This window comes from Natrinema sp. LN54 (genome assembly GCF_052439245.1).
In the GTDB taxonomy this organism is placed as follows: domain Archaea; phylum Halobacteriota; class Halobacteria; order Halobacteriales; family Natrialbaceae; genus Natrinema; species Natrinema versiforme_A.
The window spans coordinates 695,825-720,468 of sequence record NZ_JBQVRP010000001.1 but is presented as its reverse complement, the minus strand read 5'-3'; the positions used below and the strand labels follow the sequence as shown (position 1 = coordinate 720,468).

The 24,644-nt window shown below is 67.6% G+C and carries 21 protein-coding genes; 13 read left to right on the top strand and 8 right to left on the bottom strand.

Annotated elements, in window-relative coordinates:
- Positions 1-34: 34 nt before the first annotated feature.
- The 3 genes from ACT4ML_RS03620 to ACT4ML_RS03610 all read right to left on the bottom strand — a co-directional run bounded on the left by ACT4ML_RS03620 (position 35) and on the right by ACT4ML_RS03610 (position 3,822).
- Positions 35-871: an ABC transporter permease gene (locus ACT4ML_RS03620; protein WP_444719632.1), complete on the bottom strand. Its 837-nt coding sequence runs from the start codon at positions 869-871 to the stop codon at positions 35-37.
- A complete protein-coding gene (locus ACT4ML_RS03615; protein ID WP_138243831.1) occupies positions 868-1,839 on the bottom strand; it encodes an ABC transporter ATP-binding protein in 972 nt (323 codons plus the stop codon). The genes ACT4ML_RS03620 and ACT4ML_RS03615 overlap by 4 nt, the downstream gene beginning before the upstream one ends.
- Before the next feature lie 108 nt (positions 1,840-1,947).
- The gene (locus tag ACT4ML_RS03610; protein WP_444719631.1) at positions 1,948-3,822 is read right to left on the bottom strand and encodes a S9 family peptidase; all 1,875 of its coding nucleotides are present in this window, start codon (positions 3,820-3,822) and stop codon (positions 1,948-1,950) included.
- Between the two features lie 207 nt (positions 3,823-4,029).
- Between ACT4ML_RS03610 and ACT4ML_RS03605 the strand changes: the two genes are divergently transcribed.
- The 3 genes from ACT4ML_RS03605 (at position 4,030) to ACT4ML_RS03595 (ending at position 6,256) form a co-directional block, all read left to right on the top strand.
- The gene (locus ACT4ML_RS03605) at positions 4,030-4,620 is read left to right on the top strand and encodes a hypothetical protein (protein WP_444719630.1); all 591 of its coding nucleotides are present in this window, start codon (positions 4,030-4,032) and stop codon (positions 4,618-4,620) included.
- A 97-nt stretch (positions 4,621-4,717) separates the two neighbouring features.
- The gene (locus tag ACT4ML_RS03600; protein ID WP_444719629.1) at positions 4,718-5,779 is read left to right on the top strand and encodes a glycosyltransferase family 4 protein; all 1,062 of its coding nucleotides are present in this window, start codon (positions 4,718-4,720) and stop codon (positions 5,777-5,779) included.
- Between the two features lie 60 nt (positions 5,780-5,839).
- Positions 5,840-6,256, top strand: a complete 417-nt coding sequence (locus ACT4ML_RS03595) for an HIT family protein (protein ID WP_444719628.1) — start codon at positions 5,840-5,842, stop codon at positions 6,254-6,256.
- Positions 6,257-6,286: 30 nt separating this feature from the next.
- Here the strand turns inward: ACT4ML_RS03595 and trpB are convergent, their stop codons facing one another.
- The 3 genes from trpB to ACT4ML_RS03580 form a co-directional block, all read right to left on the bottom strand.
- The gene (gene trpB, locus ACT4ML_RS03590; protein WP_444719627.1) at positions 6,287-7,438 is read right to left on the bottom strand and encodes a tryptophan synthase subunit beta; all 1,152 of its coding nucleotides are present in this window, start codon (positions 7,436-7,438) and stop codon (positions 6,287-6,289) included.
- Between the two features lie 207 nt (positions 7,439-7,645).
- A complete protein-coding gene (locus ACT4ML_RS03585) occupies positions 7,646-8,629 on the bottom strand; it encodes a YeiH family protein (RefSeq protein WP_444719626.1) in 984 nt (327 codons plus the stop codon).
- A gap of 4 nt (positions 8,630-8,633) precedes the next feature.
- The gene (locus ACT4ML_RS03580) at positions 8,634-8,762 is read right to left on the bottom strand and encodes a hypothetical protein (RefSeq protein WP_444719625.1); all 129 of its coding nucleotides are present in this window, start codon (positions 8,760-8,762) and stop codon (positions 8,634-8,636) included.
- Between the two features lie 306 nt (positions 8,763-9,068).
- Between ACT4ML_RS03580 and ACT4ML_RS03575 the strand changes: the two genes are divergently transcribed.
- Entirely contained in the window at positions 9,069-9,374 is a 306-nt protein-coding gene (locus ACT4ML_RS03575) for a DUF7553 family protein (RefSeq protein WP_444719624.1), read from the top strand.
- Between the two features lie 15 nt (positions 9,375-9,389).
- Here ACT4ML_RS03575 and ACT4ML_RS03570 read toward each other — a convergent pair whose 3' ends face one another.
- A complete protein-coding gene (locus tag ACT4ML_RS03570; RefSeq protein WP_444719623.1) occupies positions 9,390-11,087 on the bottom strand; it encodes an NADH-quinone oxidoreductase subunit D in 1,698 nt (565 codons plus the stop codon).
- Positions 11,088-11,276: 189 nt separating this feature from the next.
- On the opposite strand from ACT4ML_RS03570, the gene ACT4ML_RS03565 reads away from it, so the two are divergent.
- On the top strand, positions 11,277-12,212 hold the full coding sequence (locus ACT4ML_RS03565) for a phosphatase PAP2 family protein (protein ID WP_444719622.1): 936 nt from the start codon (positions 11,277-11,279) through the stop codon (positions 12,210-12,212).
- A 95-nt stretch (positions 12,213-12,307) separates the two neighbouring features.
- Here the strand turns inward: ACT4ML_RS03565 and ACT4ML_RS03560 are convergent, their stop codons facing one another.
- The gene (locus ACT4ML_RS03560) at positions 12,308-13,105 is read right to left on the bottom strand and encodes a hypothetical protein (RefSeq protein ID WP_444719621.1); all 798 of its coding nucleotides are present in this window, start codon (positions 13,103-13,105) and stop codon (positions 12,308-12,310) included.
- Positions 13,106-13,385: 280 nt separating this feature from the next.
- Here ACT4ML_RS03560 and ACT4ML_RS03555 point away from each other — a divergent pair, with 280 nt between their 5' ends.
- The 8 genes from ACT4ML_RS03555 (at position 13,386) to ACT4ML_RS03520 (ending at position 24,640) form a co-directional block, all read left to right on the top strand.
- Positions 13,386-14,975, top strand: coding sequence for a sulfatase (locus ACT4ML_RS03555; protein WP_444719620.1), 1,590 nt, complete (start codon positions 13,386-13,388; stop codon positions 14,973-14,975).
- Positions 14,976-15,119: 144 nt separating this feature from the next.
- On the top strand, positions 15,120-15,407 hold the full coding sequence (locus tag ACT4ML_RS03550; RefSeq protein ID WP_444719619.1) for an Hsp20/alpha crystallin family protein: 288 nt from the start codon (positions 15,120-15,122) through the stop codon (positions 15,405-15,407).
- A 99-nt stretch (positions 15,408-15,506) separates the two neighbouring features.
- A complete protein-coding gene (locus tag ACT4ML_RS03545; protein WP_444719618.1) occupies positions 15,507-16,172 on the top strand; it encodes a lactate utilization protein in 666 nt (221 codons plus the stop codon).
- A 66-nt stretch (positions 16,173-16,238) separates the two neighbouring features.
- The gene (locus tag ACT4ML_RS03540) at positions 16,239-17,660 is read left to right on the top strand and encodes a WD40/YVTN/BNR-like repeat-containing protein (RefSeq protein ID WP_444719617.1); all 1,422 of its coding nucleotides are present in this window, start codon (positions 16,239-16,241) and stop codon (positions 17,658-17,660) included.
- A 308-nt stretch (positions 17,661-17,968) separates the two neighbouring features.
- The gene (locus tag ACT4ML_RS03535; RefSeq protein ID WP_444719616.1) at positions 17,969-19,099 is read left to right on the top strand and encodes a GNAT family N-acetyltransferase; all 1,131 of its coding nucleotides are present in this window, start codon (positions 17,969-17,971) and stop codon (positions 19,097-19,099) included.
- 90 nt (positions 19,100-19,189) lie between these two features.
- Positions 19,190-21,754 carry a heavy metal translocating P-type ATPase gene (locus ACT4ML_RS03530; RefSeq protein WP_444719615.1) on the top strand — a complete coding sequence of 855 codons (2,565 nt, stop codon included), beginning with the start codon at positions 19,190-19,192 and terminating at the stop codon, positions 21,752-21,754.
- A gap of 127 nt (positions 21,755-21,881) precedes the next feature.
- Positions 21,882-23,120, top strand: coding sequence for an MFS transporter (locus ACT4ML_RS03525; protein ID WP_444719614.1), 1,239 nt, complete (start codon positions 21,882-21,884; stop codon positions 23,118-23,120).
- A gap of 59 nt (positions 23,121-23,179) precedes the next feature.
- Positions 23,180-24,640 carry a lipase maturation factor family protein gene (locus tag ACT4ML_RS03520; protein WP_444719613.1) on the top strand — a complete coding sequence of 487 codons (1,461 nt, stop codon included), beginning with the start codon at positions 23,180-23,182 and terminating at the stop codon, positions 24,638-24,640.
- Positions 24,641-24,644: the final 4 nt, after the last annotated feature.

Genomic DNA, 24,644 nt, shown 5'->3' with positions numbered 1-24,644 from the left:
GAGTCAGTGGACCGAGCGGATACCGCCGATCCGTTCAATCCAGGTCGGTCCGGTTGAACCGCCACAGACCGAACGCGATCGGAACGACAAGCCAGGCGACCAGAATGGTGAAGGCGACTTCGGGTGTGAGGTAGGATGGGGCCGAGGGGTCCGCGTTCGCCGGGAACACCGTCACGTCGTTCGGCACGACGAGCGGGAGGGATTTCCTGAAGGCGATCGTCGGACTGAGCATGCGGATAAACTCGAACAGGTGATCGGAGATACCCATCCCGAGCCGACCGTTCAGCACGTACTCGAGCGCGGCGACGATCGAGAGGTTCGGACTGATCATCAGCAAGTTACTGACGAAGTAGAACCCGATCGTCCCGGTCATCGCCTGCGATCGCGCTCCCGTCGCCGCGGAGATGCCGATGGCGACCGAGACGTACGCAAGCGTGAGGAGCACCGTCAGGCCGGCGATGCCGCCGAAGACGGTCGCTTCGAGCGACGGGTACCACAAAACCGTCATCACCGCGCCCACGCCGAACGCGACGAGGATGACGCCGGTACCGACGGCCCCGCGGGAGAGGTACTTCCCGATGACGATGTCCCGTCGCGTGTTCGGAAGCGAAAGCAGGTACCTGATACTTCCCGACTCCCGCTCGCCGGCGATCGTGAGATACACCATCATGAGCGCGACGATCGGAACGAACAGCGTCCCGACGGTTGTGAGAGTCGACAACTGATAAATGACGTTCGGGTCCGTCGTTCCGTTCTGGCCGAAGTAGAACAAAAACGCCACGAGCAGCATGTACAGTCCACTGACGACCCAGACGCTCTTCGCCCGCCGGACATCGAGGAAGTCCTTCTTCGCCACGGCGAGGACGCTCATGCCGACACCTCCGTCTCTGCGTCGGCCCGCTCCGCGTCGGTGTCCTCCTCACGCGGCTGCTCGCCGTTCGTGTACGTGTTGAACAGCCGTTCGAGGGAGGCGTCCTCGGAGACGATATCGCGGACAGTCGTCGCCGCACCGATTTGTGTCACAACATCGTACTTGGTGTCCGTCGACGCACAGGAGACCGTTATAGTCGATCCGTCGACGGTCGTCGAGCGAACGCCCTCGTGGTTCTCGAGGTCGGCGACGAGCGCGTCGGGGACGGTGTCGACCGTCAGCGAGATCGAGGCGTCGAGATCGAGATTCTCGCGCAACGCGTCGAGAGTTCCCGTCGCGACGAGTCGTCCGTCGTTCATGATGCCGACACGGTCACAGACCGCCTCGACTTCCCCGAGGATGTGACTCGAGAAGAAGACGGTCGTGCCGCGGTCGGCTTCGGCAGTGATAATTTCGCGCATTTCCTGCATTCCCTTGGGATCGAGTCCCGAGGACGGTTCATCGAGGATCAGGAGGTCGGGGTCACCGACCAGTGCCATCGCGAATCCGAGACGCTGGGCCATCCCCTTCGAGTAGCCGCCGGCAGATCGCGCCGCGGCCTCGGGCTCGAGGCCGACCAGTTCGAGGAGTTCGTCGGCGTCGTCGTCGCTGCCTTTGTTGTCGATGACCCACTCGAGGTGTTCGCGGCCGGTCAGCCGATCGTACAGCGTCGCACCTTCGGGGAGGACACCGATGCGCGAGCGGATCGTTTTCGACTCTCGCTGGATATCGTGTCCGAGTACCGTCGCGGAACCTTCGGTCGGGCGGACGAAGTCCAGAAGCATGTTAATCGTCGTCGACTTCCCAGCCCCGTTGGGGCCTAAGAAGCCGAATATCTCGCCTTCCTCGACGACTAAATCGAGGTCGTCGACGGCGAGGACCGAGTCGCCGTACCGTTTCGTCAGGCTGGAGGTTTCGATAGCGGGCACGTGGTTCCCTATTTCGTGAACGTGTAAAAATCTCTGGATCTTATTCCAATGCTTTTCGTTGCCGATCCGGACGGCAGGTTGGTGTGCCCACGCCGATCACTCGAGGACTCAGACGTGCTCGTCGAGGAAGTCGGCGATCGCGGAGTAGGCCTCGATGCGGTTCTCGAGTTTCGAGAAGCCGTGGCCCTCGTCCTCGAAGATCAGCTTTCGGACGGGGACGCCCTGCTCGGCCGCTTTCTCCGCGATCTGTTCGGCCTCGCCGACGGGCACGCGGGGGTCGTTTTCCCCGTGGAGGACGAACAGCGGGGCCTCGATGTTCTCGACGTTGTTGATCGGCGAGATTTCCGCCAAGAACTCCCGATCGTCCTCGAGCGACCCGTACTCCGCCTCCCTGAGTTCGCGCCGCCAGTCGCCCGTATTTTCGAGGAAGGTGACAAAGTTGGCGATGCCGACGGTGTCGATGCCGGCGGCCCAGAGGTCGGGGTACTCGGTCAGCGCGGCGAGCACCATGAACCCGCCGTAGGAGCCGCCCTTGGCGGCGATCCGATCGGGATCGACGGCAGGGTGATCCTGCAACCACTCGACGCAGGCTTCGATGTCCGCAACCGAGTCCATTCGCTTTTCGACGTCGTCGAGGCTCGCGTAGTCGGCACCGTACCCCGACGAGCCCCGGACGTTCGGCTCGAAGTAGGCGTAGCCCCGGTCGAGGAAGTACTGTTTGACACTCGAGAAGGAGGGTCGCCGTTGGCTCTCTGGACCGCCGTGGATGTCGACGATAACCGGCGTCTCGCCTTCCTCGTAGTCGTCCGGAAGCGTGAAGAAGCCCGGCACGTCCAGTTCGTCGAAACTCTCGACGTGGACCAGCTCCGAGTCGTCGAACGATTCGGGGGGAATGCCCGCGGTCGGTGCGCTCGTCCACTGTTCGGCCTCGCCGGTCTCGATATCGACGACGAAGACGTTCGTATTGACCGTGTCGCCGCTCGTCGACAGCGCGAACCGCTCGGCGTCGGGGTCGAAGCCCACGCCGCCGGAGATCCCGCCCGGCAGGTCGGGCTCGGGGAAGGTCTCGAACTCGGTCGGCGCGTCGGGATCGAACTCGCCAACGGTGAGGTCGGTGTAGCCCTCGACGTTCCGCGAGTAGACGAACCGCCCCGTCTCGTCGTCCAGCGCGATGCCGCCGACGTTCCAGCCATCGCCGTCGGCGACCGTCTCAAGGTCGCCGCTCTCGCGGGTCGTTTCCCTCCCCGCTCGAGTTTCCGGGGCGCTTCGCGCCCCGCCCTCGAGGTCGAGATAGGCCAGATACAGGGTATCGGTGTCGCCCTCGTCGGTGACCAGATAGATCCCGTCGCCGTCGGGAGCCCAACTCGCGCTCTGATAGCGAACGTCGCCCTCGTGGGGCGTGAGGTGCTCGAGGTCGGGGTCGTCCGCCTCGAGGTCGAGCACGTACAGGTCCTGATCGAAGTTGGAGTAGGCCTGCGAGACGAGCAGCCGCGAGTCGTCGGGGCTCCAGCCGGACAGCGAGAGCCAGCCGTCGCCCTCGTACACCAACTGTGCCTCGTCTCCGCGCTCGTCGCGGCCCTGTACGTACACGTCGAAGACGGACTCATCGCGGCGGTTCGAGGTGAAGGCGAACCGCTCGCCGTCGTGGCTCCAGCCGCCCCAGCGGTGTTTCGCGTCGGGCATCGCGGTCACATTCTCGATTTCGCCCGTTTCGGCGTCCAACCGAAACAGCTGTGCGCGTTCGTTGCCGCCCTCGTCCATCCCGAAGATCAGCTCCGGGCGCTCCGGTGACCACGAGGCGAAGGTCACCCGTTCGTCGTAGAACGTCCGCTGCTCGGGCCAGCCGCGGGACTCCTCGAGGGTCCAGACCTGCGGGGTCCCGGTCGTGTTCATCAGGAAGGAGAGGCGTTCACCGTCGGGGCCGAACGAGGCACCGTAGGCGCTGCGAACGTTGAGATAGCGCTCGATGTCGTAGCTGCTCATGCCAGTGGCGTACGGACTCGAAGGGGTAGTCGTTTCGGTCGGTGGGATCGGTCGGCCCGGCGGACGCGGGCGAGTAGGGACCAGTTACGGTCCGCACGGCGGTATTCCACGACGCGCGTGACACGGGGTCGATCCCCCGCCGTCGTGTCGGGAACGGGGGACGATGGCGGCGCTTAACAAAGCCGTATAGCGTCCCGAACACGGTCAATGGCAGACGAGATCGACGAGTCGCCGGTCGGGACCGTCCTCGTGACGACCGTACTCATCCTCGCGGCGTTCGGGATGACCGTCGCGGCCGTCGGCCCGGAGCTGTTCGTGGCCGATTCGGTCGAGATGCCCGACTCCGACGGCGAAATAGAGTCGCTGGGGAGTCAGGGCGCTGACTCTGAAACGGCGGGTGGCGGCTCCGAGAATGAGAGCACCGACGGGGACGAGGAGGGCGACCTCGAGGACAACGAATCCGATCCCGACCCGATCGATATCGGCGGCAACGAGAGCAGTGGCAACGAGAGTATCGGTGGCAACGAGACCGACGGTAACGAGAGCGACGGCGGCAACGAAACCGAGGTCGGCTCCGGGGACGATGACGACGCGGGAACCGGAACCGATGAGGACGACAGCGATGACGGCGAGGGTGATGGTGACGATGAGAGCAGTGATGACGAGAGCGATGGGGACGACAGCGAGAGCGAGAGCGACGATGACGAGAGTGACGGCGATGGTGATGGGACGGATGATAGCACGGACGACGATAGCACGGCCAACGAGACGGACGATACCGATGATGGCTTTTTCTAGCCGTCTCGGCGACGCACGTTCGTGACCCGGTGACTGTGGGACCCGGATTCGACCGAAACAGGGAGTTTTTAACCTCTCGCTCGCATTCTGCGAGCAGATGCGAATCGCGTTCGTCTCGTTCGAAACGGCACACCACCGCGCCACCGAGACGAACGAGCGGTTGCGGACCGTCTGCGAACTCCTCGCGGAGCACGGCCACGACGTCCACTGGTACTGCGCCGGGTTCTGGGCCGGCGAGGAGTCCACGTTCGACGCGGACGGAATCACCTATCACGCGGTCTCGAACGGCCCCGAAGCCCGGAGTTCGTTCCTCCTGCGACTCCCGTTCGTTCTCGCGGCCGCGAGTCCGGATATCGTTCACGCCAGCGCACAACCGCCGAGTCAGGTCGTCGCAGCCAACTGGGGGGCGACGCTCGCGCGAGCGCCGCTGGTCCTCGAGTGGTACGGCGATGGCGGCGTTACCGACACCCGGTGGACGCGGTTCGCGACGGGTCGCCCGGACCGGATCGTCACGCCCTCGGAACTCGTGGGGACGTGGGTCCGAGAGCTCGGGGCCGACGGCGACATCGTCGAGACGATGCCGAATCCGATCGACTGCGATCTGATTCGGGACGTCGAACCGGACGAGGAAGTCGACGTGATCTACGCCCGTCGGCTCGACGAGGGTGCCAACCTCGAGAGCCTGCTGTTGGGACTTGCCGAACTCCGCGACCGGGACTGGTCCGCGAACGTCGTCGGGGACGGACCGGAACGGGACGCCTACGAGCAACTGACGCGGGACCTCCGGATCGAGGATCGGGTAACGTTCCTCGGCGACCTCGACCTCGAGGAGCGAATCGCGGCCTACCGCGGGGCCCACGTCTTCGCCCAGACGGCCGACCACTGCGTCTTCCCGACGGAGATGCTGTGGGCGATCGCCGCCGGCTGCGTGGGTATCGTCGAGTACCACGCGGACTCGAGCGCCCACGAACTCGTCGAGGGCTGGGACCGCGGGTTCCGGACCACCAGCGAGGACGAGTTGGCGGAAGCCATCCTCGCGGCGGGCGACTTAGAGCACCGCGAGTACGACGAGGCCTTTGCCGACTACGATCGCTCGGCGGTGGCAAACCGGTATCTCGAGTCGTATCGAACGTTACGGGACGAACGCGGTCTCCTGTAAGCGTCCAACGATACCGTCGGATGGAGATACCTATATGTCGGTTCGGAAGAGAGTTCGGCCATGCACGACGACTGTGACTTCTGTCGGATTCTCAGTGGTGATCGATCGGCGCACGTCCTCTACGAAGACGAGCGAACGGTTGCGTTTCTCGACCAGAATCCGGCCGTAACCGGACACTGCCTCGTTATTCCGCGCGTCCACGAGGAAGACGTGCTGACGATCGACGAATCGGACTCGGCCGCCGTCTTCGAAACGGTCCGGACCGTTTCGAACGCGCTGGAGACGGCGCTCGAGCCGGAAGGGTTCAGCGTCTTTCACACCAGCGGGCCGTTAGTCGGGACCGTCGATCACGCACACGTCCACCTCCTCCCTCGCTTCGGGGACGACGACGTGGCGCTGTCGCTGTCGCGGGATCGGCTCGAAGACGACGACGCCGCGGCCCTAATGGGTCGCGTTCAGGCACACCTCGAGCGCTGAGTCGACGGCCGACGGGATCGGAGTCGCCGCTCAGAGGTCGAACTTCGCGGCCGCCGTCTCCATGTCCTTGTCGCCGCGACCCGAGAGGTTCACGAGGATCGTGTCGTGCTCGCCCGCCTCCGCGAGGTCGATCGCTCGAGCGATCGCGTGGCTGGACTCGAGGGCCGGGATGATCCCTTCGGTCTCGCTCAGTTCGCGGAAGGCCGCCAGCGCTTCGTCGTCGGTGACGCCAGTGTACTCACAGCGGCCGACGGCCCGGAACATGGCGTGTTCGGGGCCGACGCCGGGATAGTCGAGCCCCGCCGAGACGGAGTGGACGTCGACGTCCTCGTCGAGGACCCGCGTCTTCATCCCGTGGAGCACGTCGTCTCTCCCCTGTGCGAGCGGGGCGGCGTGCCGGCTCGAGTCCGAGCCTTTCCCGCCGCCTTCGGCGCCGTAGAAGTCGACATCGTCCTCGCGGAAGGCGTGGAACAGGCCGATCGCGTTCGAGCCGCCGCCGACGCAGGCGACCGCGGCGTCGGGCAGGTCGCCCGTGCGATCCTGTATCTGCTCGCGGGCCTCCCGACCGATGACGCTCTGGAAGTCCCGGACCATCCGCGGGAACGGGTCGGGGCCGACGACGCTGCCCACCAGATAGTGGGTGTTCTCGACGTTTTCGGCGAAATCCTCGAGTGCGGTGTCGACGGCGTCGGCCAGCCCCTCGTCACCTCGGGTGACCTCGTTGACCTCGGCGCCCATCAGGCGCATCCGGAAGACGTTCATCTCCTGCCGTTCGACGTCTTTCCGTCCCATGTAGATCTCCGTCTCGAGGCCGAGCAGCGCGCCGACCATCGCGGTCGCGGTGCCGTGCTGACCGGCCCCGGTCTCGGCGATCAGCCGGTCGCGGCCGGCCCGCTTGGCCAGCAGGGCCTGCCCGAGCGCGTTGTTGATCTTGTGGGCCCCGCCGTGGAGCAGGTCCTCGCGCTTGAGGTAGATCTCGGCTCCGTAGCGCTCGCTCAGATTCCGTGCGTAGTACAGCGGCGTCGGCCGGCCGGCGAACTCCTCGAGCAGGTCGCGCAGTTCCGACCGGAACGCGTCGGTGTCGGCCACGTCGTCGTACGCCGTTGCCAGTTGCTCGAGCGGCTCTCGAAGCGGTTCCGGGACGTGTCGACCGCCGTATCCCTCGAACTCTCCGTTTTCCATACGTCGATCAGTTTCGCGCTCATCGCTAAGTATGTTCCGCGGTCACACCCGATCGCAGCGATCGGCATCCGGTCGGGGCCGTCTCCCGGACGGTCGGAGTGGAACATGTCACTGCGATCTCCGACACGTCCTGACTTCCGTCGGGCCGAATTGCGGTATTCGACGGCGTTACTGTCGAATCGGGATCGGCGGATTCGGTGAACGGTTTCAGAACAACACCAGCAGTGCCGTCAGCGAGAGCGCACTACTGCCGAACAACGCCAGCAGGACGACGATCGCGGGCAGCAGGCCGGTGCTCCGGAGATCGGCGAGTCGAATTTCGGTTCCGAGTCCGACGAACGCGAGGACGAACAGCCAGCTGTAGGCGTTCTCGATCGACGCCCGTTGTGCCGAGGTGAGAACGCCAGCGCTCGCGATAATCGCGAGCACGAAGAATCCGAGAACGAACGTCGGGAACTCGTTCCAGAGCGTTCGCACGGACGGGCGACGACCGCCCTCGGACCGACTGTAGTAACTCGCGTAGGCGAGAACGACGACCCCGATCAGCGCGTTTCTCGAGAGCTTCGTCATCGTCGCCCACTGTCCGGCCACGTCGGAGTGAGCGAAGCCGACCGCGACGACCGGACCCGTCGAGAACATGCTGACGCCGGCCCAGATCCCGAAGACCGGTCCCGAGAGGTTCAACAGATCGCCGACGATCGGGTAGACGACGATGGTAATCGCGTCGAACAGCAGGACCGTCGCCGCCGCGTAGGCGATCTGTTCCTCGTGCGCACGGATGGCACCGGCGACCGCGACGACCGCGGAGACGCCACAGATGCTGACGCCGGCCGCGAGCAGCGAGCCGAGTCGTTCGGTCAATCCGAAGACGGTTCGCGCGAGCAGTTCGACAAAGACGAGCGAGATCGCGGCGACGCCGATCACGAGGAGGAACACGGGCCCGCCGACCTCGAGGACGGTCCCGATCGATATCGATGCGCCCATGAGGACGATCCCAGCGGCGAGCCACAGGTTGTGCGTTGCGAGACCGGGCTCGAGTCGCGCCGGAACGCCGACGACGTTCGTCGCGACGAACCCGAGTGCGATGGCGAGTAGCAGCTGGTTAAACCCGAGCCACTGAGCGGCCGTCCGCGCGAGCAACGCACCGAGAAAGAGGGCGACGAAACCGGGGAGGAGGCGGCGAACAGCCATCTCGTCACCGCGGGATCTGCAGTTCGAGCGCGACGGTCGCGATCCCGATGGCGACGCGCTTCCAGTCGCGCTCCAGCGGCGACCAGCGGGTCATACCGATACCGACGTTCGACCGCCGTCCATCGATCGACATGTGTTCGGGTTCCCGACGCCGCCACAGTTAACGATTGTCGATTTCGTCAGGGATATCGGGGAATATCACCGGTACGTGCGGCGGAACCGTTCGAATATCCCGCGGGAATCGAGTTCACCACTGTGCCGACTCGAGCAATCCGCCTACTGCCGGCCGAGAGTCGGTACCGCCGGCCGGAAGTCAGTGCGGCGATTTGCTCGACCGGACACGGTCGATCGCACAATCGGGGGCAGCCGACGGTAGAAGAGACAGCCGGCAGTGTATTCAGGGGCCGTCCACTTCCGTCTTCGGCGTCTCGAACCGACCATGGCCGGCGACGATCACAGAGAGCCCGACGAACACTTGAAGCGAGTACGCGAGCACCTCCAGCAGGCGACCGATAGCGCGGACCGGACGGTCAAATCGCAACTGAACTCGATCACCGCGGGGGTCTTCGAGGAACAGGAAGGCCACCTGACTCAGCCGGAACCGGGACCGAAGGCCGACCGGATCGCCGAAATCGCAGAGAAACTCGAGGGACTCGCGAAAGAGGCCTCCGGCGAGACGGTCGACCACATCCTCGCTGCTCGCAGGCACTGTCTCGAGTATCTCGAGGCGGGCGGTGGCGAGTAGCTCGGCGGGTTTCGGTCAGCGGTCGACGCTCCCTAACACGATGTCGAGACTGCCGAGCGACGCGATCAGGTCGGCGACGTACTCGCCCTCGGCCATCTCGGGGAGCGCGGAGAGGTTGTGGAAACACGGACTGCGGATCTTGAACCGGGCCGGCGAGTTCGAGCCGTCCGCGCGGATGTAAATGCCGAGTTCCCCCTTCGCGCTCTCGACGGCGCGGTAGGTCTCGGTCCCCGGATCCGGTTTGAGCGTCCGCGGGACGTTGCTCTGGACCGTGCGCTCGTCCTCGGGCCAGTCCTCGAGCAGGTCGAGACACTGCTCGATGATCTTCGCGGATTCCTCGACTTCCCGAAGTCGGACGAGGACCCGCGCGTGGTTGTCGCAACTGTCCTCGGTGACCACGTTCCACTCGAGGTTGTCGTAGTAGCCGTAGGGGTCGTCGCGGCGGAGGTCGTAGTCGATGCCGGAGCCGCGGGCGACGGGACCCGTACAGCCGTAGTCTTTGGCCACCTCGGGCTCGAGCACCCCCGTTCCCATCGTCCGCCGCTGGAAGATTTCGTTGCCGGTCAGCAGGCTGTGATACTCGTCGACCTTCGCGGGGAGTTCGTCGAGGAAGTCCCGGCACTTCTCGACGAACTCCGCGCGGGGTTCGGGCAGGTCCCAGCAGACGCCGCCCAGCCGGAAGAAGTAGAACATCATCCGCTGGCCGGTCAGGTCCTCCAAGATGTCCTGGACGACCTCGCGGTCGCGCATGCCGTACTGGAAGATGGCGGTGAAGTCGCCGTAGACGTCCAGCGCGAACGTCGAGACCGCGAGGAAGTGGCCGAGCATGCGCCCGAACTCGGTTCCCATCGTCCGCAGGACCTGCGCGTACGCGGGGACCTCGATGTCGGCGATGTCCTCGATGGCGCGGGCGACCGCCCACTCGTTGGGCAGGTTCGCGGTGTAGTCCCAGCGATTCGAGTAGGGAATGATCTGGTGGCGGTAGGTCCCCTGCTGGCACATCTGCTCCTCGCAGCGGTGCAGGTAGCCGATATCGGGTTCGACGTCGGCGACCGACTCGCCGTCCAGTACCGTCTCGAGGTGGAGCACGCCGTGGGTGGCCGGATGGTGGGGGCCGATGTTGAGAAACATCGTCTCCGATTCCTCGTCGCGCCGATCCTCGGCGAGGGGGTTGGCGTGTTCGGTGTAGCTGACGACCTGCGGTTTGTCCTGATCGTAGTCCAGCGCGAGCGGGTGGCCCTGCCACGACTCGGGGAGGAGAATGCGGGTGAGGTTGGGGTGGCCCGCGTACTCGATCCCGACGAGGTCGAAGGCCTCGCGCTCGTGCCAGTCGGCGGTTCGGAAGACGGGTTCGGCGGACTCGCAGACGGGCGCCCCCGTCGGCAGCGGGACGATCAGCGTCACCTCGTGGGTCCGCCGATCGTACTTCGTCATGTGGACGATCGACTCGTAGCGATCCTCGTACTGCTGGGGCGTGATACACGAGAGGTGGTCGAACCCCGCCTCGTCGCGCAGTAGGCGAACCACCGCCTGCACGTCGTCCGGCCGGATCACGAACGCCGGCGCGTTCTCGTGGTCGTCCCGGCCGATCGCGTACTCGGAGAGCAGGGCCTCGAGTGCGGCCTCGTCGATGCCGTCCTCGCGCTGGTGGTCGTACTCCGGATCGATGCGTTCGCGCTCGGATTCGGGTTCTGGTTCCGATGTCTCACTCATTGCAGTCCCCTCGTGACGCCGACCCGTGGCGCGTCTCGAGAGGCTACAGCTGACACGGAAATGAGGGTTTTCCCGTGCTAGCGTGACTCTCTGCCGTCGTGAAACGGTTCCGGCAGTCGCGTTCGATGTCGGTCCCGACGTCCGGCCGAGCGGAATCGCTTATATGGCCCGTCGGTCCTAACGTGAGACATGTCCCGAGGAATCGGCTGGTTTGAGACGTTCCGTGAAGTCGCCCCCGAGTGGGTCGTCGTCGTGCTCGGGCTGGTGACCCAGCTCGGCGACGTGTGGTTTCTCGGCGTGCTCGTCGGTGCCCTCTACTGGAGGGAAACCGAACGCAGAGACGAGGTCGCCGCCATCGGCGGGCTCCTACTGGCGGGGCTCTCGCTCATCACGGGATTGAAACACGTCTTCGCGCTCCCGCGACCGGAGCGCGTCCTCGTCGAGGTCGGGGCGCTTCCGGAGACGGTCCACCCGCTGTACGAAGCCACCGCGACCGCGACGGGCTACGGCTTTCCGAGCGGTCACGCCCTGCTGACGACCATCGTCTACCTGAGTCTGGCCGAATACCTGTCCGTCGGCACGCGGCGGCGGCGATATCTCGGGGCCGTCGGAATCGTGACGATCGTCTGTTTCTCCCGGGTCGGCCTCGGCGTCCACTACCTCGTCGACGTCGTCGCCGGCATCGGGGTCGGGTTGGGCTTCCTGCTCCTCACGTGGGGGCTCCTGAACCGGTATCCGACCCACCGCGGGACGCTCGGATTCGGCCTCGCGGTCGGCCTCGCCGCCATCGCCGTCGTCGTGAGCGGCGCGGACCCCGACGCGGTCCTCCTGTTCGGCGCGTCCCTCGGCGCGTTCGCCGGCTGGCAACTCGCCGTCCTCGCTCGAGCGCTGGACTCGGGTCGCGGTCCGATTCGAGACAGCGGCCGGCTCACCGCGAGGGCCGTCGGTGCGGCGCTCGTGATCGCGGCTCTCATCGCCGCCACCGGCTACTACTGGCCCGTCGCGCTCTTCGCCGGGAGCGGTGCGCTCGGACTGGCCGTCGCCGCGTTGGTGGTGTTGCCCGTCCTCTACCGCTCCGAGCGTGTCAGCAGTTTCCGGCGACGATCACCGTCCCGCTCGCAGTAGCTCGTCCCCGTTGTGCGTCGACTGTTTCGTGTCGGCGGCTCGAGGCGATTATCCACCGTCAGTCAGAGAGACGGCACGCGGGCGAGACCGAGCGGCTACCGCTCGCTCTCGTCGTCAGAATCGTCGGCGTCGTCGGTGTCGGCGTCGCTGTCTGCCTCTTCCGACTCCGAATCGCCCTCGTCCGGTGGCTCGACCTTCATGTCGGAGGCGTCCTCCGCGGGGCTGTCCTCCGGTTCGGTGTCGTCGGTCTGGGTCGGCTGGGCCTGTTCGGGCGACGGCCCGGTCGCCTCGCTGGCCTCGTCGGCCATCGCCGGATCGGAGATGTCGACCGCTACGCCCTCGGTGTCGGTATCGCGCCGCGGCTCCTCCTCGTCCGCGCCGAGATCCGGCCGCGAGCGGGAGTCGTCCTCGTCCGGCGTTTCGGTGAACTCGATCTGCGAGCCCGAGTCCGCCGTCTCGTCGATTTCGGGTTCGTCCGAAATCTCGCCGTCCGGCTGGATCTCGGATTCCCGCCCGGAATCGACGCGCTCGGCGGCGGCGCTTGCCTGATCCGAGGTTTCCTTCCCCTCGGTTCCGCCCTCGACGTCCGGAACCCCAGAGGACTCCTCGTCGCTCGAGCGGCGTTGCTGAAGGCCGAAGCCGACCAGCCCGCTGCCGGCGATACCGAGCGGAATCGCCCGCGCCCGGTTGCGGGCCATCGAGCGGATCGCGGCGACCAGCAGGAGGCCGCCGCCGAGAACCGGGAGCGTCCCGCTCGAGACCGCGTCGGACGCCGCCGAAGCGGCTCGTCCCGCGGGAGCGTCCAGTTCATCGAGGGCCTCGAGGTCGTCTATCTCGTCGAATGCGCCCATCGAACCGTCCGTCGTCGCGTCGTGATCGTGGTGTTCAGTCATCGGAGTCTCCGAGCGACAGTGCCGGTGGCCGGCCGTCGGACTCGCGACCGTCGGGCCACCGGCGTCCGCTCACGGGGCCTACACCGTCCGGTCGGATGAAGATTCGACCGGCAGATGAATACCCGGCCCGCGTCGCACTCGCCCGTGGATGACTGCAGCGCGATATCAGATATTACCGCACTCAGGCGTGTTCGACCGAAAATCGGCCGGTGTCTCCGATTACGGCCCTGCATACTCCGGGCAGGCGACCTTCCCTGCCTGCGGATAACGTAGGGTATCCATGGCGGACTCTAACGGACGTGACGACGAGTCACATAGTACTGTGCGGAACGTCGTTCTCGTGGTTCTTGATACGGCCCGGGCGAAGAGCGTCGGAATGCAGCCGTTTCCGGACGACCGAAACGCGCCGACCGCCGACCGTGTCGGATCCCGACCTGCTCCGGGCGATCGAACGTCTTCGAGCGACGATTCCGTCGGCGCACACCCGACGCCGATGCTGACGCGCCTCGCCGAGACGGGGACCGCGTTCGAGAACGCCTTCGCGACCGCACCCTGGACGCTTCCCTCTCACGCCTCGTTTTTCACCGGCACCTATCCTTCCGAACACGGCACGCACGGGGGCCACACCTACCTCGACGACGGACTGCGAACCCTCCCCGAGGCGTTCGACGACGCGGGATACGAGACGATCGGCGTCTCGAACAACACGTGGATCACCGAGGAGTTCGGCTTCGACCGCGGGTTCGACGAACTCCGCAAGGGCTGGCAGTACGTCCAGTCCGACGCCGACATGGGCGCAGTGGTCCGCGGCGAGGACCTCCGAGAGAAACTCGAGGCGACCCGAAACCGGCTCTTCGACGGGAACCCGCTCGTCAACGCCGCCAACATCCTCTACAGCGAACTCCTCCAACCCGACGGCGACGACGGCTCCGCGCGAGCGACGGACTGGATCGGCGACTGGCTCGGGAGCCGGGACGAGAGTCGCCCCTTCTTCCTGTTCTGTAACTTCATCGAGCCACACGTCCAGTACGACCCGCCCAAGGAGTACGCCGAACGGTTCCTCCCCGACGGTGCCAGCTACGAGGAAGCGACCGCGATCAGGCAGGACCCCCGCGCCTACGACTGCGGCGACTACGCCATCTCCGATCACGAGTTCGCCCTGCTCCGCGGGCTCTACCGGGCCGAACTCGCCTACGTTGACCGGCAGGTCGGCCGGCTCAGGGACGCGCTCGAGGACGCCGGCGAGTGGGAGGACACCCTGTTCGTGGTCTGTGGCGACCACGGCGAGCACATCGGCGAGCACGGCTTTTTCGGCCACCAGTACAACCTCTACGACACGCTGCTCAACGTCCCGCTGGTCTGTCACGGCGGCCCCTTCACCGACGGCGGGCGACGCCACGACCTCGTCCAGTTGCTCGATCTCCCCGCCACGCTGCTCGAGACGGCCGGAATCGACGACCCCGAACTGCGCGAGCAGTGGTCGAGCCGGTCGCTCCATCCCGACTCGAACGCGGACTCGCGCGAGGCCGTCTTCGCCGAGTACGTCGCGCCCCAGCCTTCGATCGAACGCCTCGAGGCGCGGTTCGGCGAGATTCCGGATCGGGTCCGCGAATTCGATCGCCGGCTCCGGGCGGTCCGCACGGCCGAGTACAAGTACGTCCGCGGCGACGACGGCTTCGAGCGCTGCCATCGCGTCCGGACCGATCCGCTCGAGCACACCGATATCAGCGACGACGAACCCGAGCGGGTGCGGGCGCTTCGGCGGCGACTCGAGGAGCGGTTCGAGCCGCTCACCGAGGCTGGCGCGTCGGGCCAGGTCGAGATGCGCGAGGGGACCAAAGAGCGGTTAGCGGATCTCGGTTACCTCTGAGCCCGGAGAGCGAACGAATTCACGCCGCCACTGTGCTCTCCTGTCGCCCAGTACTCTCGCTTCGACGCCCCGGCCGTGCCAGCAGGTATCAAGCGCACAGTTGTTCAGGCGGGGACGTTTCCGTCCGTCGTCGGAACTGCGACCATGTCCTCTCCCTCCCAGCCTCGAGTAGCGTCGTTTCCCTATCCGATGCAGTTCGTCTACGAAGGGCCGGCCGACCGCCTCCGCGCCGCCGTCGACGTCGCCCCCGCGGCCATCGACGACGTGACGGTCGAAGTCGGCTCGCGTCGCGTCCGGATCGCGGTCGACTGCGACGGCGACATCGCCGAGCGAACCGTCACGCCGCTCCCGCCGGGGCTCGCCTTCGGCGACGACCGGCAGGCGAGTTACAACAACGGCGTTCTCACCCTCTCGATCGAGACGGAATCGTAGCTCCTGGGTCGACAGCGCCACCGTTGTCGCTGCGAGCGAACCGCCGGTATTCGCTTGCTCCACGTTGATCCGTCGCGGCGTCGAACCACGGCTACCGCGATGAGCGACGACTACTACACGAAAGACGATTTCGCGGACGACCTCGCGGTCGACGAGTCCCGATTCGATCGAGCGCCGGACGACGAGACGATCGAGCGCGTCGTCTCGAACGTCGAGGAGCGAAACGTCGCGGTCCACGTCTTCGACGACGGCGAGAGCGCACGCGAGCACCTCCGCGACCAGCTCCCCGACGGTGCCGAGGTGATGGACGGCCACTCGACGACCCTCGAGGAGATCGGCTTCACCGACGACCTCGAGGCCGAAGACGGGTTCGACTACCTCGGGGCCCGGTTACAGGAGATCGACGACGACGAGGAGCGGTTTCGGGCGCGCCGCGAGGCGACGACCGCGGACGTCTTCGTCGACAGCGTCAACGCCATCGCCGAGAGCGGCGAACTGCTCGGAGCTAACGCGCTCGGCAACGCCGTCGGCGCGTGGGCCTTCGCCGCCGAATCGCTCGTCCTGGTCGGCAGCACGAACAAGATCGTCGACGACTGGGAGACGGCCGTCGAGCGCGTCCGTGAGTACGCCTACCCGCTCGAGGACGCCCGCGCCGAGGAGGTCTACGGGCAGGGCAGCGTCGTCGGCAAGCTCGTCTCCCTCGAGCACGAGCGGGTCGACGACCGGACCCAACTCGTGCTGATCGACGAGCCCCACGGGTTCTGACCCCGTGCCTGCAGCACGCTTTTGCTCGCCAGTCGGATAGGTGGACCCACGCCCGGGGCTCGACCAATGGCTACCCACGATTCGCGATCCGGCGACGGCTTCGCCCCCTTCTTCCGCCGCTACGCGAAGTCGTGGGTTCACGCGGTCGCGGCGGCCGGTATGACCGCGTTCGGGACGCTGACGATCGTCCACCGCGGCTTTGCGGTGCTCGCGCTCGCATCCTACGTCGTGCCGCCGGTCGCGCTGTACCTGTGGCAACTGTCGAGCGACGGCACCGGCGGCGATAGAACGGGTGAACGGACCGGGAGCGACGGGACGAGCGATAGAGCGGACGCCGCGGCGACCGATACTCGAGCAACGGACGCGGAGACCGCACCGCGCGAGCAAGCGGATACCGGAGTCGGCCTCGAGACCGGTAGTGAAACCGAAATCGCCGATCGCACGGTGACCGAGGGCAGCGCCGGGACCGCCGACGGCACGGCGACCGCCGCGACGCCCGACAGCGCCGAGACCGAAGCGGGCAGCGGCGGTGGCTCGGCCGCCCCCTCCGAAGATGACGAGACCGCGGCCGAGCACGCGAGCGAACCAGCGCCGTCTCGCGACTGGCGTCTCGTCGACGCGCCGACAGAGACGACGCTCCGCGATGTCAGCGTGACCGAGACCGGCGCGGTCTACGCGGTTGGCGGCGGCGGACTGGTTCTCGCCGCGGGTTCTTCCGACGGCAGCGACGGCGACTGGTCGACCGTTCTCGAGGACGGCCCGGCCGCCGCGGGCGAGGACCTCGCGGGGGTCGACGCGACCGCCGCGGGCGAGGCGGTCTGGGTCGCGGGCGACAGCGGCTCGGTGGGTCGGCTCGAGGCCGAAACCGGAATCCACACGGATTACACGGCTCCCGCGGACATCACCGACAACTGGGTCGGCGTCGCGGTCGCCGGCACGAGCGGCGACGAGACGGTCCTGCTGATCAACGGCTCCGGGGCGGTCCTCCGCGGGCGCTATCGCGACGGGGACTGCTCGTGGGCCGAGCCGGTCACACCGGGCAGCGGCTCGAGTCTGAGCGGGATCGCCCTCGCCGACGCGTCGGTCGGCTACTGCTGCGATACGAACGATAGCGTCTTCGAGACGACCGACGGCGGGGAGTCATTCGAGCGCGTCGGGCTCGGCGACGCGAGCGGCACGCTCGAGAATCTCGCGACGCTGGGGCGGGGTGACTGTCTGGTGAGTGCAGACGACGGGATCGTCCACCGCTACGGCGGGTCGACGTGGACGCCCGAACGGGTGGGCGAGGAGGCGCTCTGTGGCATCGCCCGCCGCGAGGCGGAGACGATCGCCTGCGACGCGGACGGGGTGATCTACGAGCGAGCGGCGACCGGATGGGAACAGGTCGACGCGAGCGCGCCGGAACCGCTCATGGCCGTCTCGGTCTCGCCGGGCGGGGACCGGGCGGTCGCGGTCGGCGAGGACGGCACCGTCGTCGAACGGCGGTGAGTCGGCTGGCGGCGACAGCGAGGCGACCAGCAGCGACAGTGGATCGACGCCTGTGCCAGCCCGGCGGGATTTCCGCGTCTCGAGTTCCGATCGACCGGTATTTCGGAGCGCTCGAGCCGCCGGTCCCGGCGCATATTCGATCCGACCGGAACGACAGACCGTCGGTTCTCGTGACTGCTTCGCGAACCTGTCGGATCGGCGTATTCAAGGCCAACCGGCTTTTCGCTTCGTGGCGAATATCCACTTGTCACGACCGCACAGCGGGACGTCTCCGACGCCCCCGCAGACGGGCGTGAACGACCTCGATCATGAGTACACCTACACGAACGGCGACGCGATACACCGTCCGCACGTTCGAACCCGCCGATCGAGAGGCGTTCCTGTCGCTGTACGAGACGATCTTCGGTCACGACAGAGGCGCGGACTGGTTCCGCTGGAAGTTCCGCGAGAACCCGTACGTCGATCACGTCCCGATCCTCGTGGCGAGCGCGGACGGCGAGCCCGTCGGCTTCCGGTCGTTTTTCGCCCAGGAGATGCGCGTCGGCGATACCGTCCGTATCGCGTTCCAGCCCTGCGATACGATGGTCCACGCGGACCACCGCGGGCGCGGGCTGTTCGGGCGCATGAACGAGCGGGCCATCGAGCGCTACGCCGACGGCCGGCCGTCGTTCTTCTTCAACTTCCCGAACGAGAACTCGAAGCCCGGCAACCTCGCACACGGCTGGCGAGAGATCGGGACGGTCCCGGCCTATTACCGGCCCCAAAACCCCGTCTCCGCCCTCGGGGAGACCCGCGACGCCGAGCCGCGGGGCGGGAGTACCGAACTCCAATCGGCCGACGAGGGGGCCGCGAACGCCGTCGCCGACACGCTCGAGGGGGCGATCGCGACCTCACACCGGGCCGGCGACAAGTTGCTCGTCGACTCCGACGGCGATCTCGACGTCGAGCGCTACGAGACGCCGCCGGCCGACACGCTCGCGGCGATCTATCGGCGCTCGATTCCCGATTCGATCCACACCAACCGGTCCGCGGCGTTCTACCGCTGGCGGTTCGCCAACCCCGAGCACTCGTACGCGGCCTACGTCGCTCGACGGGACGGCGAGCCGGTCGCCGCGCTCGTCGTCTCGAGCGTGGACGACCACGCGCGGATCGTCGACACGCTCCCGCGGACGCTCGAGGGGGAATCGGACGCGCTCAACCGCCTGCTCGTGGCGGCGCTCGACCAGTATTCGGACCGGAGCTACGTCGAGGCGTTCGGGGAGACGGTGCCGGCCCCGCTCCGGTTCCGGTTCTATCCGGACACGCGATTGCCCCTGTCGGCGCTGATTCAGCCGACTGCCCGAACGCTGCTCGCGCGCGATCTCGAGGACGGGCTCGACCTCGAGTCGAGTTCGACCGCCGCGTGGACGTTCTCGCGGCTCGATCTGGACACGACGTGACGAGCGAGCCGCCGACTCGAGGTAGCCGCGCGATCGAGGGAGCGGCCGGATTCGGCCACTGTTATTGCCGTCGAACACGCAGTACCACGCGTGAGTAATCGACGCCCGAGCGACCGACGCGGCGGCTGTCGGCTGTGCGGGACGCCGCTCTCGGAGACCGCCGCGGGTGAGGCGGGAGCGGACGAGTTCTGTTCGCCCGGCTGCCGCGACGTGGCCGCCGAATTCGGGACGAGCGATAGCGGGGGTGAGGGCGACGAGCAGAGCGACGGCGATCGCGCCGACCCGACCGAGAGCGCGGGTACCGGTCGGCCCGAGCGCGACCCGACCGACCGGCCCGACGGCCCCGCCGGAGACGGGACCGTCCGCACGTTCTTCCGGGTCGACGGCATGCACTCGGCGACCTGCGAGGCGTTCCTCGAGGCCGTGGCCGAGGGCCGAGACGGCGTGACTGCGGCCGAGGCGAGTTACGTCACGGAGACGGTTCGCGTCGATCACGATCCGGACGAAATCACGACGGACGCGCTCGAAGACGCGCTGAGTACACTCGGGTACACGGCGTACCTGCGAGACGAGGCGACCGCCGACGAGGAAACGGGCGGGACCCAGCGCTCGCGCGAGATGTCCGGGCTCCGAAAGCGCCGATCGGACGACATGCTCGAGATGCGGTACGTCGTCGGCGTCGTCTTCGGCTCCTTCCTCCTGTTGCCCTTCGTGGCCGTCCTCTACCCGATGTTTCTGACCTCGTTTACCGACTGGGGGGCGATCGAACACTTCGAGGGCGCGTTCACCGGCTTCAGCGGCCCGCTGTACCTGCCCTTCTTCATCGTGATGACGGGTGCGATCGTCTACCTGACCGGCGGCCCCGTCCTGCGGGGCGCGTACGTCAGCCTGAAACTGCGGCGGCCGACCACGGACCTGCTCGCGGTCCTCACGATACTCGGCGCGTACGCGTTCAGCATCCTCGTCTCCGGGCTCGGGCGCAACGACCTCTACTTCGATCTGACGATCGCCGTCGCCGCCATCGTGATGGGCGCGACCTACTACGAGGCGACGGTCAAGCGCCGCGCGACGGACCGGCTGACCGACCTCACCGTCTCGCAGGTCGACACGGCGCGGCTCTACGCCGACGACGGCTCGACCACGGAGATCCCCGTCGCCGACCTCGAGTCCGACGACCGCGTGCTCGTCCGCGAGGGCGAACGCATCCCCGTCGACGGACGGCTGGCGGAAGGCGAGTGTGCGGTCGACGAGGCCGTCGTGACGGGGGAGTCGCTCCCGGTCACGAAACGCGCGGGGGACGACGTGGTCGGTGGCTCGGTCGTCACGACCGACGCGGCGGTGGTCGACGTCGGCGAGCGGACGACAAGCAGCATCGAACGGCTCACGCGAGTCGTCTGGAACGTCCAGAGCGCTGACCACGGCGTCACGCGCCGGGCCGACGAACTCGCCGCGGTCCTCGTGCCCGTCGTCCTCGCCGCCGCGGTCGTCGTCGGTGCGGGCTCTCTCATCACCGGCGCGGGCGAGGTGGCCGCCGCGTTGGCCGTCTGCATGACGCTCATGGTCGCGAGCCCGTGGGCGCTCGGGTTCGCGACCCCGTACTCCGTCGCCGCGAGCCTACAGGAGGCCCTCGAGCGCGGGATCGTCGTCTTCGACGAGACGGTCTTCGAGCGGCTGCGAGCGGTCGACACCGTCGTCTTCGACAAGACCGGCACGCTCACGACCGGCGAGATGACCGTCCGCGAGGCCGACGCGCCCGACGACCTGCTCGCGGCCGCCGCCGCCCTCGAGCGCCGCGCGGCCCACCCCGCCGCGGCGGCCATCGCGGACGCGTTCGGCGGCGACGAGGGCTCGGTCGACGGCGACCACGACGGCGAGCCGACGCGAGCGGACGGCGGGTCGACCACTTCCGGGGGGCTCGAGGTCCGAGACTTCCGAACCCACGCGACCGGGGTCGAGGGAACCGTCGACGGCAGCTCCGTGCTCGTCGGCCATCCGGATCTGTTCCGGGAGCGAGCGTGGGACCTCGAGCCCGACCTCGTGGAACGAGTCGATCGTGCACGCGAGGACGGTCACCTCCCGGTCGTCGTCGGCCGAGACGGGACCGCCGAGGGCGTCGTGATCGTCGGCGACGAGCCCCGCGAGGCGTGGGACGAGACGCTCACGGCGCTCGACGAGGACGGGGTCGACGTCGTCGTTCTGACCGGAGACGACGGGACGGCGGCCGAGGTCTTCGATCGCCATCCGGGCGTCGATCACGTCTTCGCCGGGGTCTCGCCCGACGGCAAGACGGCGGCGATCGAGCGGATGGGAGCCGACGACCGCGTGGCGATGGTCGGCGACGGGACGAACGACGCGCCCGCGCTCGCCGCGGCCGATCTGGGTATCTCGCTGGGCAGCGGCACGGCGCTCGCCGCCGACGCGGCCGACGTCGCGATCGTCGACGACAATCTGGCCGCGGTCGAGGAGGCGTTCGCGCTGGCGGGGGCCGCACGCGACCGACTCAGACAAAACCTCGGGCTCGCCTTCGTCTACAACGCGATCGCGATTCCCGCCGCCGTCCTCGGCGTCGTGAACCCGCTGGTCACGACCGCCGCCGTCGTCGCCGGCACCCTGCTCATCGTCGGGAACGCCGAGCGATCGCTCGTCGGCGACTGACCTCTCCTCTCTTACTTGAGGTGACGGACAACGCGCCGGCGGAACGCGCTTGCTGTTCTCCGCCGACTCCGGGGAGTCGTACCGCTACACCAAACTACACGGGCCGGCGTCACCCATCCACGAGCAGATGACCGAACGGATGGGTCGCCGCCGCGCGTACGGAGCCGTCGTCGTCGGGACGCTGACCTACACCTTCCTGATGTTCAGTTGGTTCTCGCTGCCGGCGTACCTCCCGGTGATCATCGACGAACTCGGGCTCTCGAGCACGCAGGCCGGCGTTGTCACAGGCGCGGTCCCGCTGACCTACATCCCGATCGCGCTGTTTACCGGCGTGGCCGTCGACCGGATCGGCCCGGGACGGAGCCTCGCGGCGGGCGTCCTGATATATGGCGTCGCACAACTCGTCCGAAGTTTCGCGACCGGCTTTCCCTCCCTGCTCGCGGCGACCCTGCTGCTCGGCGTCGGCGCGACGGCGATCACGTTCGGGCTGCCGAAACTCGTCTCGGTGCTGTTCCCGCCCGCCGAAACCGGCTTTCCGTCCTCGATCTACCTCGTCGGATCGGCGGCGGGGACCGCGAGCGCATTCGCGCTCGGCCGACCGATTCTGGGGCCGCTGCTGGGCGGCTGGCGCGGCCTCTTCTTCTGGACCGGTGTCGTCGCGATCGGCTACGGCCTGCTGTGGGCCGTCGTCTCGCGGCGACTGGGGATCGACGCCCGCAACCGCGCGGCCAACGACGCCGACGCGGCCGACTCCTCGCTCACGCTCGCGGCGATCCGCCGAGACCTGAAAGCCGTCCTCACCCACCGCGAACTGCAACTCGTGGTCGTCGTCGGGACCATGTACCTCATGATCGCCCACGGGATGCAGGGGTGGCTCCCGACGCTGCTCGAGGCCCGAGGCTACGCGCCGGATCGGGCGGGACGGATGACCAGTCTGCTCGTCGCCGCGAACGTCGTCGGTGTGCTGACCGTCCCCGCAGTGGGCGACCGGTTCGGCGCTCGCCGCACCGCGTTGCTGGTCTGCGGGCTGATCGCCGGCCTCGGGATTTCCGGCGTGATCGCGAGCGAACTCGGCCTGCTCCTGCTCGGGAGCGTCGTCGTCACCGGGTTCGGGTTCGGCGGGCTCTCGCCGCTGATCCGAGCGATCCCGCCGGAACTCGAGGGGATCGGCGCGCGGCTGACCGGCACCGCGGTCGGCTTCATCTTCGCCGTCGGCGAGATCGGCGGTTTCCTCGGCCCGGTGCTGGTCGGGACGCTGTACGATCTCACCGGGTCGTACGCGCCGGGACTGGGGTTGCTCGCCTCGGGAGGACTCGTCGTGGCGGTCGCCGGCGGCGTGTTGCGGTATCGGTACGGTGATTCCTGACACTGAGAGCGCACCCGCACGCGTCACTCCTTTGCCCGTCCGCGGAGTTACGGCCGAGTATGTGGCAGGGCGACGGCTACTGGCTCGTCCGCGTCGTCTTCCAGCGCGGCCTCGCGTTGCTGTACCTGCTCGCCTTCCTCGTCGCGGCCTCTCAGTTCCGGCCGCTTGCCGGCGAGGACGGCCTGTTGCCCCTCGAGCGGTACGTCGACGGCGTCTCGTTCCGCGACCGGCCGAGCCTCTTCTATTTCGTCCCGAGCGATCGCGCGATCGGGATCGCGGCGTGGACCGGCGTCGGACTGTCGGCGCTCGCGCTCGTGGGGGTCCCCTACTGGCTGCCGGCGGGGTACGCGACGCCCGCCTCGATGGCTCTCTGGGCGGCGCTGTGGGCCCTGTATCTCTCCTTCGTGAACGCGGGCCAGACGTTCTACGGCTACGGCTGGGAGTCGATGCTCTGCGAGACCGGCTTCCTCGCGATCTTCTTGGGCGCGGGGTCGGTCGCGCCGCCGTTCGTCGTCGTCCTGTTGCTACAGTGGGTGCTCTTTCGCAACATGTTCGGAGCCGGGCTCATCAAGCTCCGCGGGGACGACTGCTGGCGGGACCTGACCTGCATGGATTACCACTACGAGACCCAGCCGATCCCGAATCCGGTGAGCTGGTTCGCCCATCACCTGCCGGACCGCTTCCATCGCGTGGAGACCTTCGGAAATCACGTCCTCGAATTGCTGGTCCCCTTCCTGTACTTCGCCCCGCAGCCGCTGTCGGCGCTGGCCGGCGCGGCCACGATCGGTTTTCAGGGCTGGCTCGTGGTCACCGGGAACTTCGCGTGGCTGAACGCGCTCACGATCGTGCTGGCGATTCCGACGTTCAGCGACGGGACGCTCGCGGCCGCGCTCCCGATTTCCGCGCCGGCGACCGCCCCGACGCCGCTGTATCTCGAGGCCCTCGCAACCGTACTGGCCGCCGTCGTCCTCGTCCTGAGCGTGCGGCCGGTCCGGAACATCCTCTCCGAGCGCCAGCTGATGAACACCTCGTTCGACCCGCTCAACCTCGTCAACACCTACGGCGCGTTCGGGTCGGTAACGCGGGATCGGTACGAGGTCGTCGTCGAGGGGACCACCGACGAGGAGATCACGGCAGAGACGGAGTGGCAGCCGTATCGATTCAAGGGGAAGCCGACCGATCCCGAGCGCCGACCCCCGCAGGTCGCGCCCTACCACCTCCGGCTCGACTGGCAGCTGTGGTTTGCGGCCATGTCGCCGAGCCCGCGCCGGCATCCGTGGTTCCATCGGTTTCTGGCGAAGCTCCTCGAGGCCGACGCGGACACGCTCGCCCTGCTCGCCGAGGACCCCTTCGACGGGGAGCCGCCGACGCACGTCCGCGCGGTTCGGTACCGCTATCGGTACACGACGCCAGAGGAGCGGGCCGAAAGCGGCCGCTGGTGGTCCCGCGAGCGCGTCGGGACGTACGTCCACCCGGTCTCGCTCGAGGAGGTGCGAGTTCGCGAGCCGCGGCTGCGATGACTCG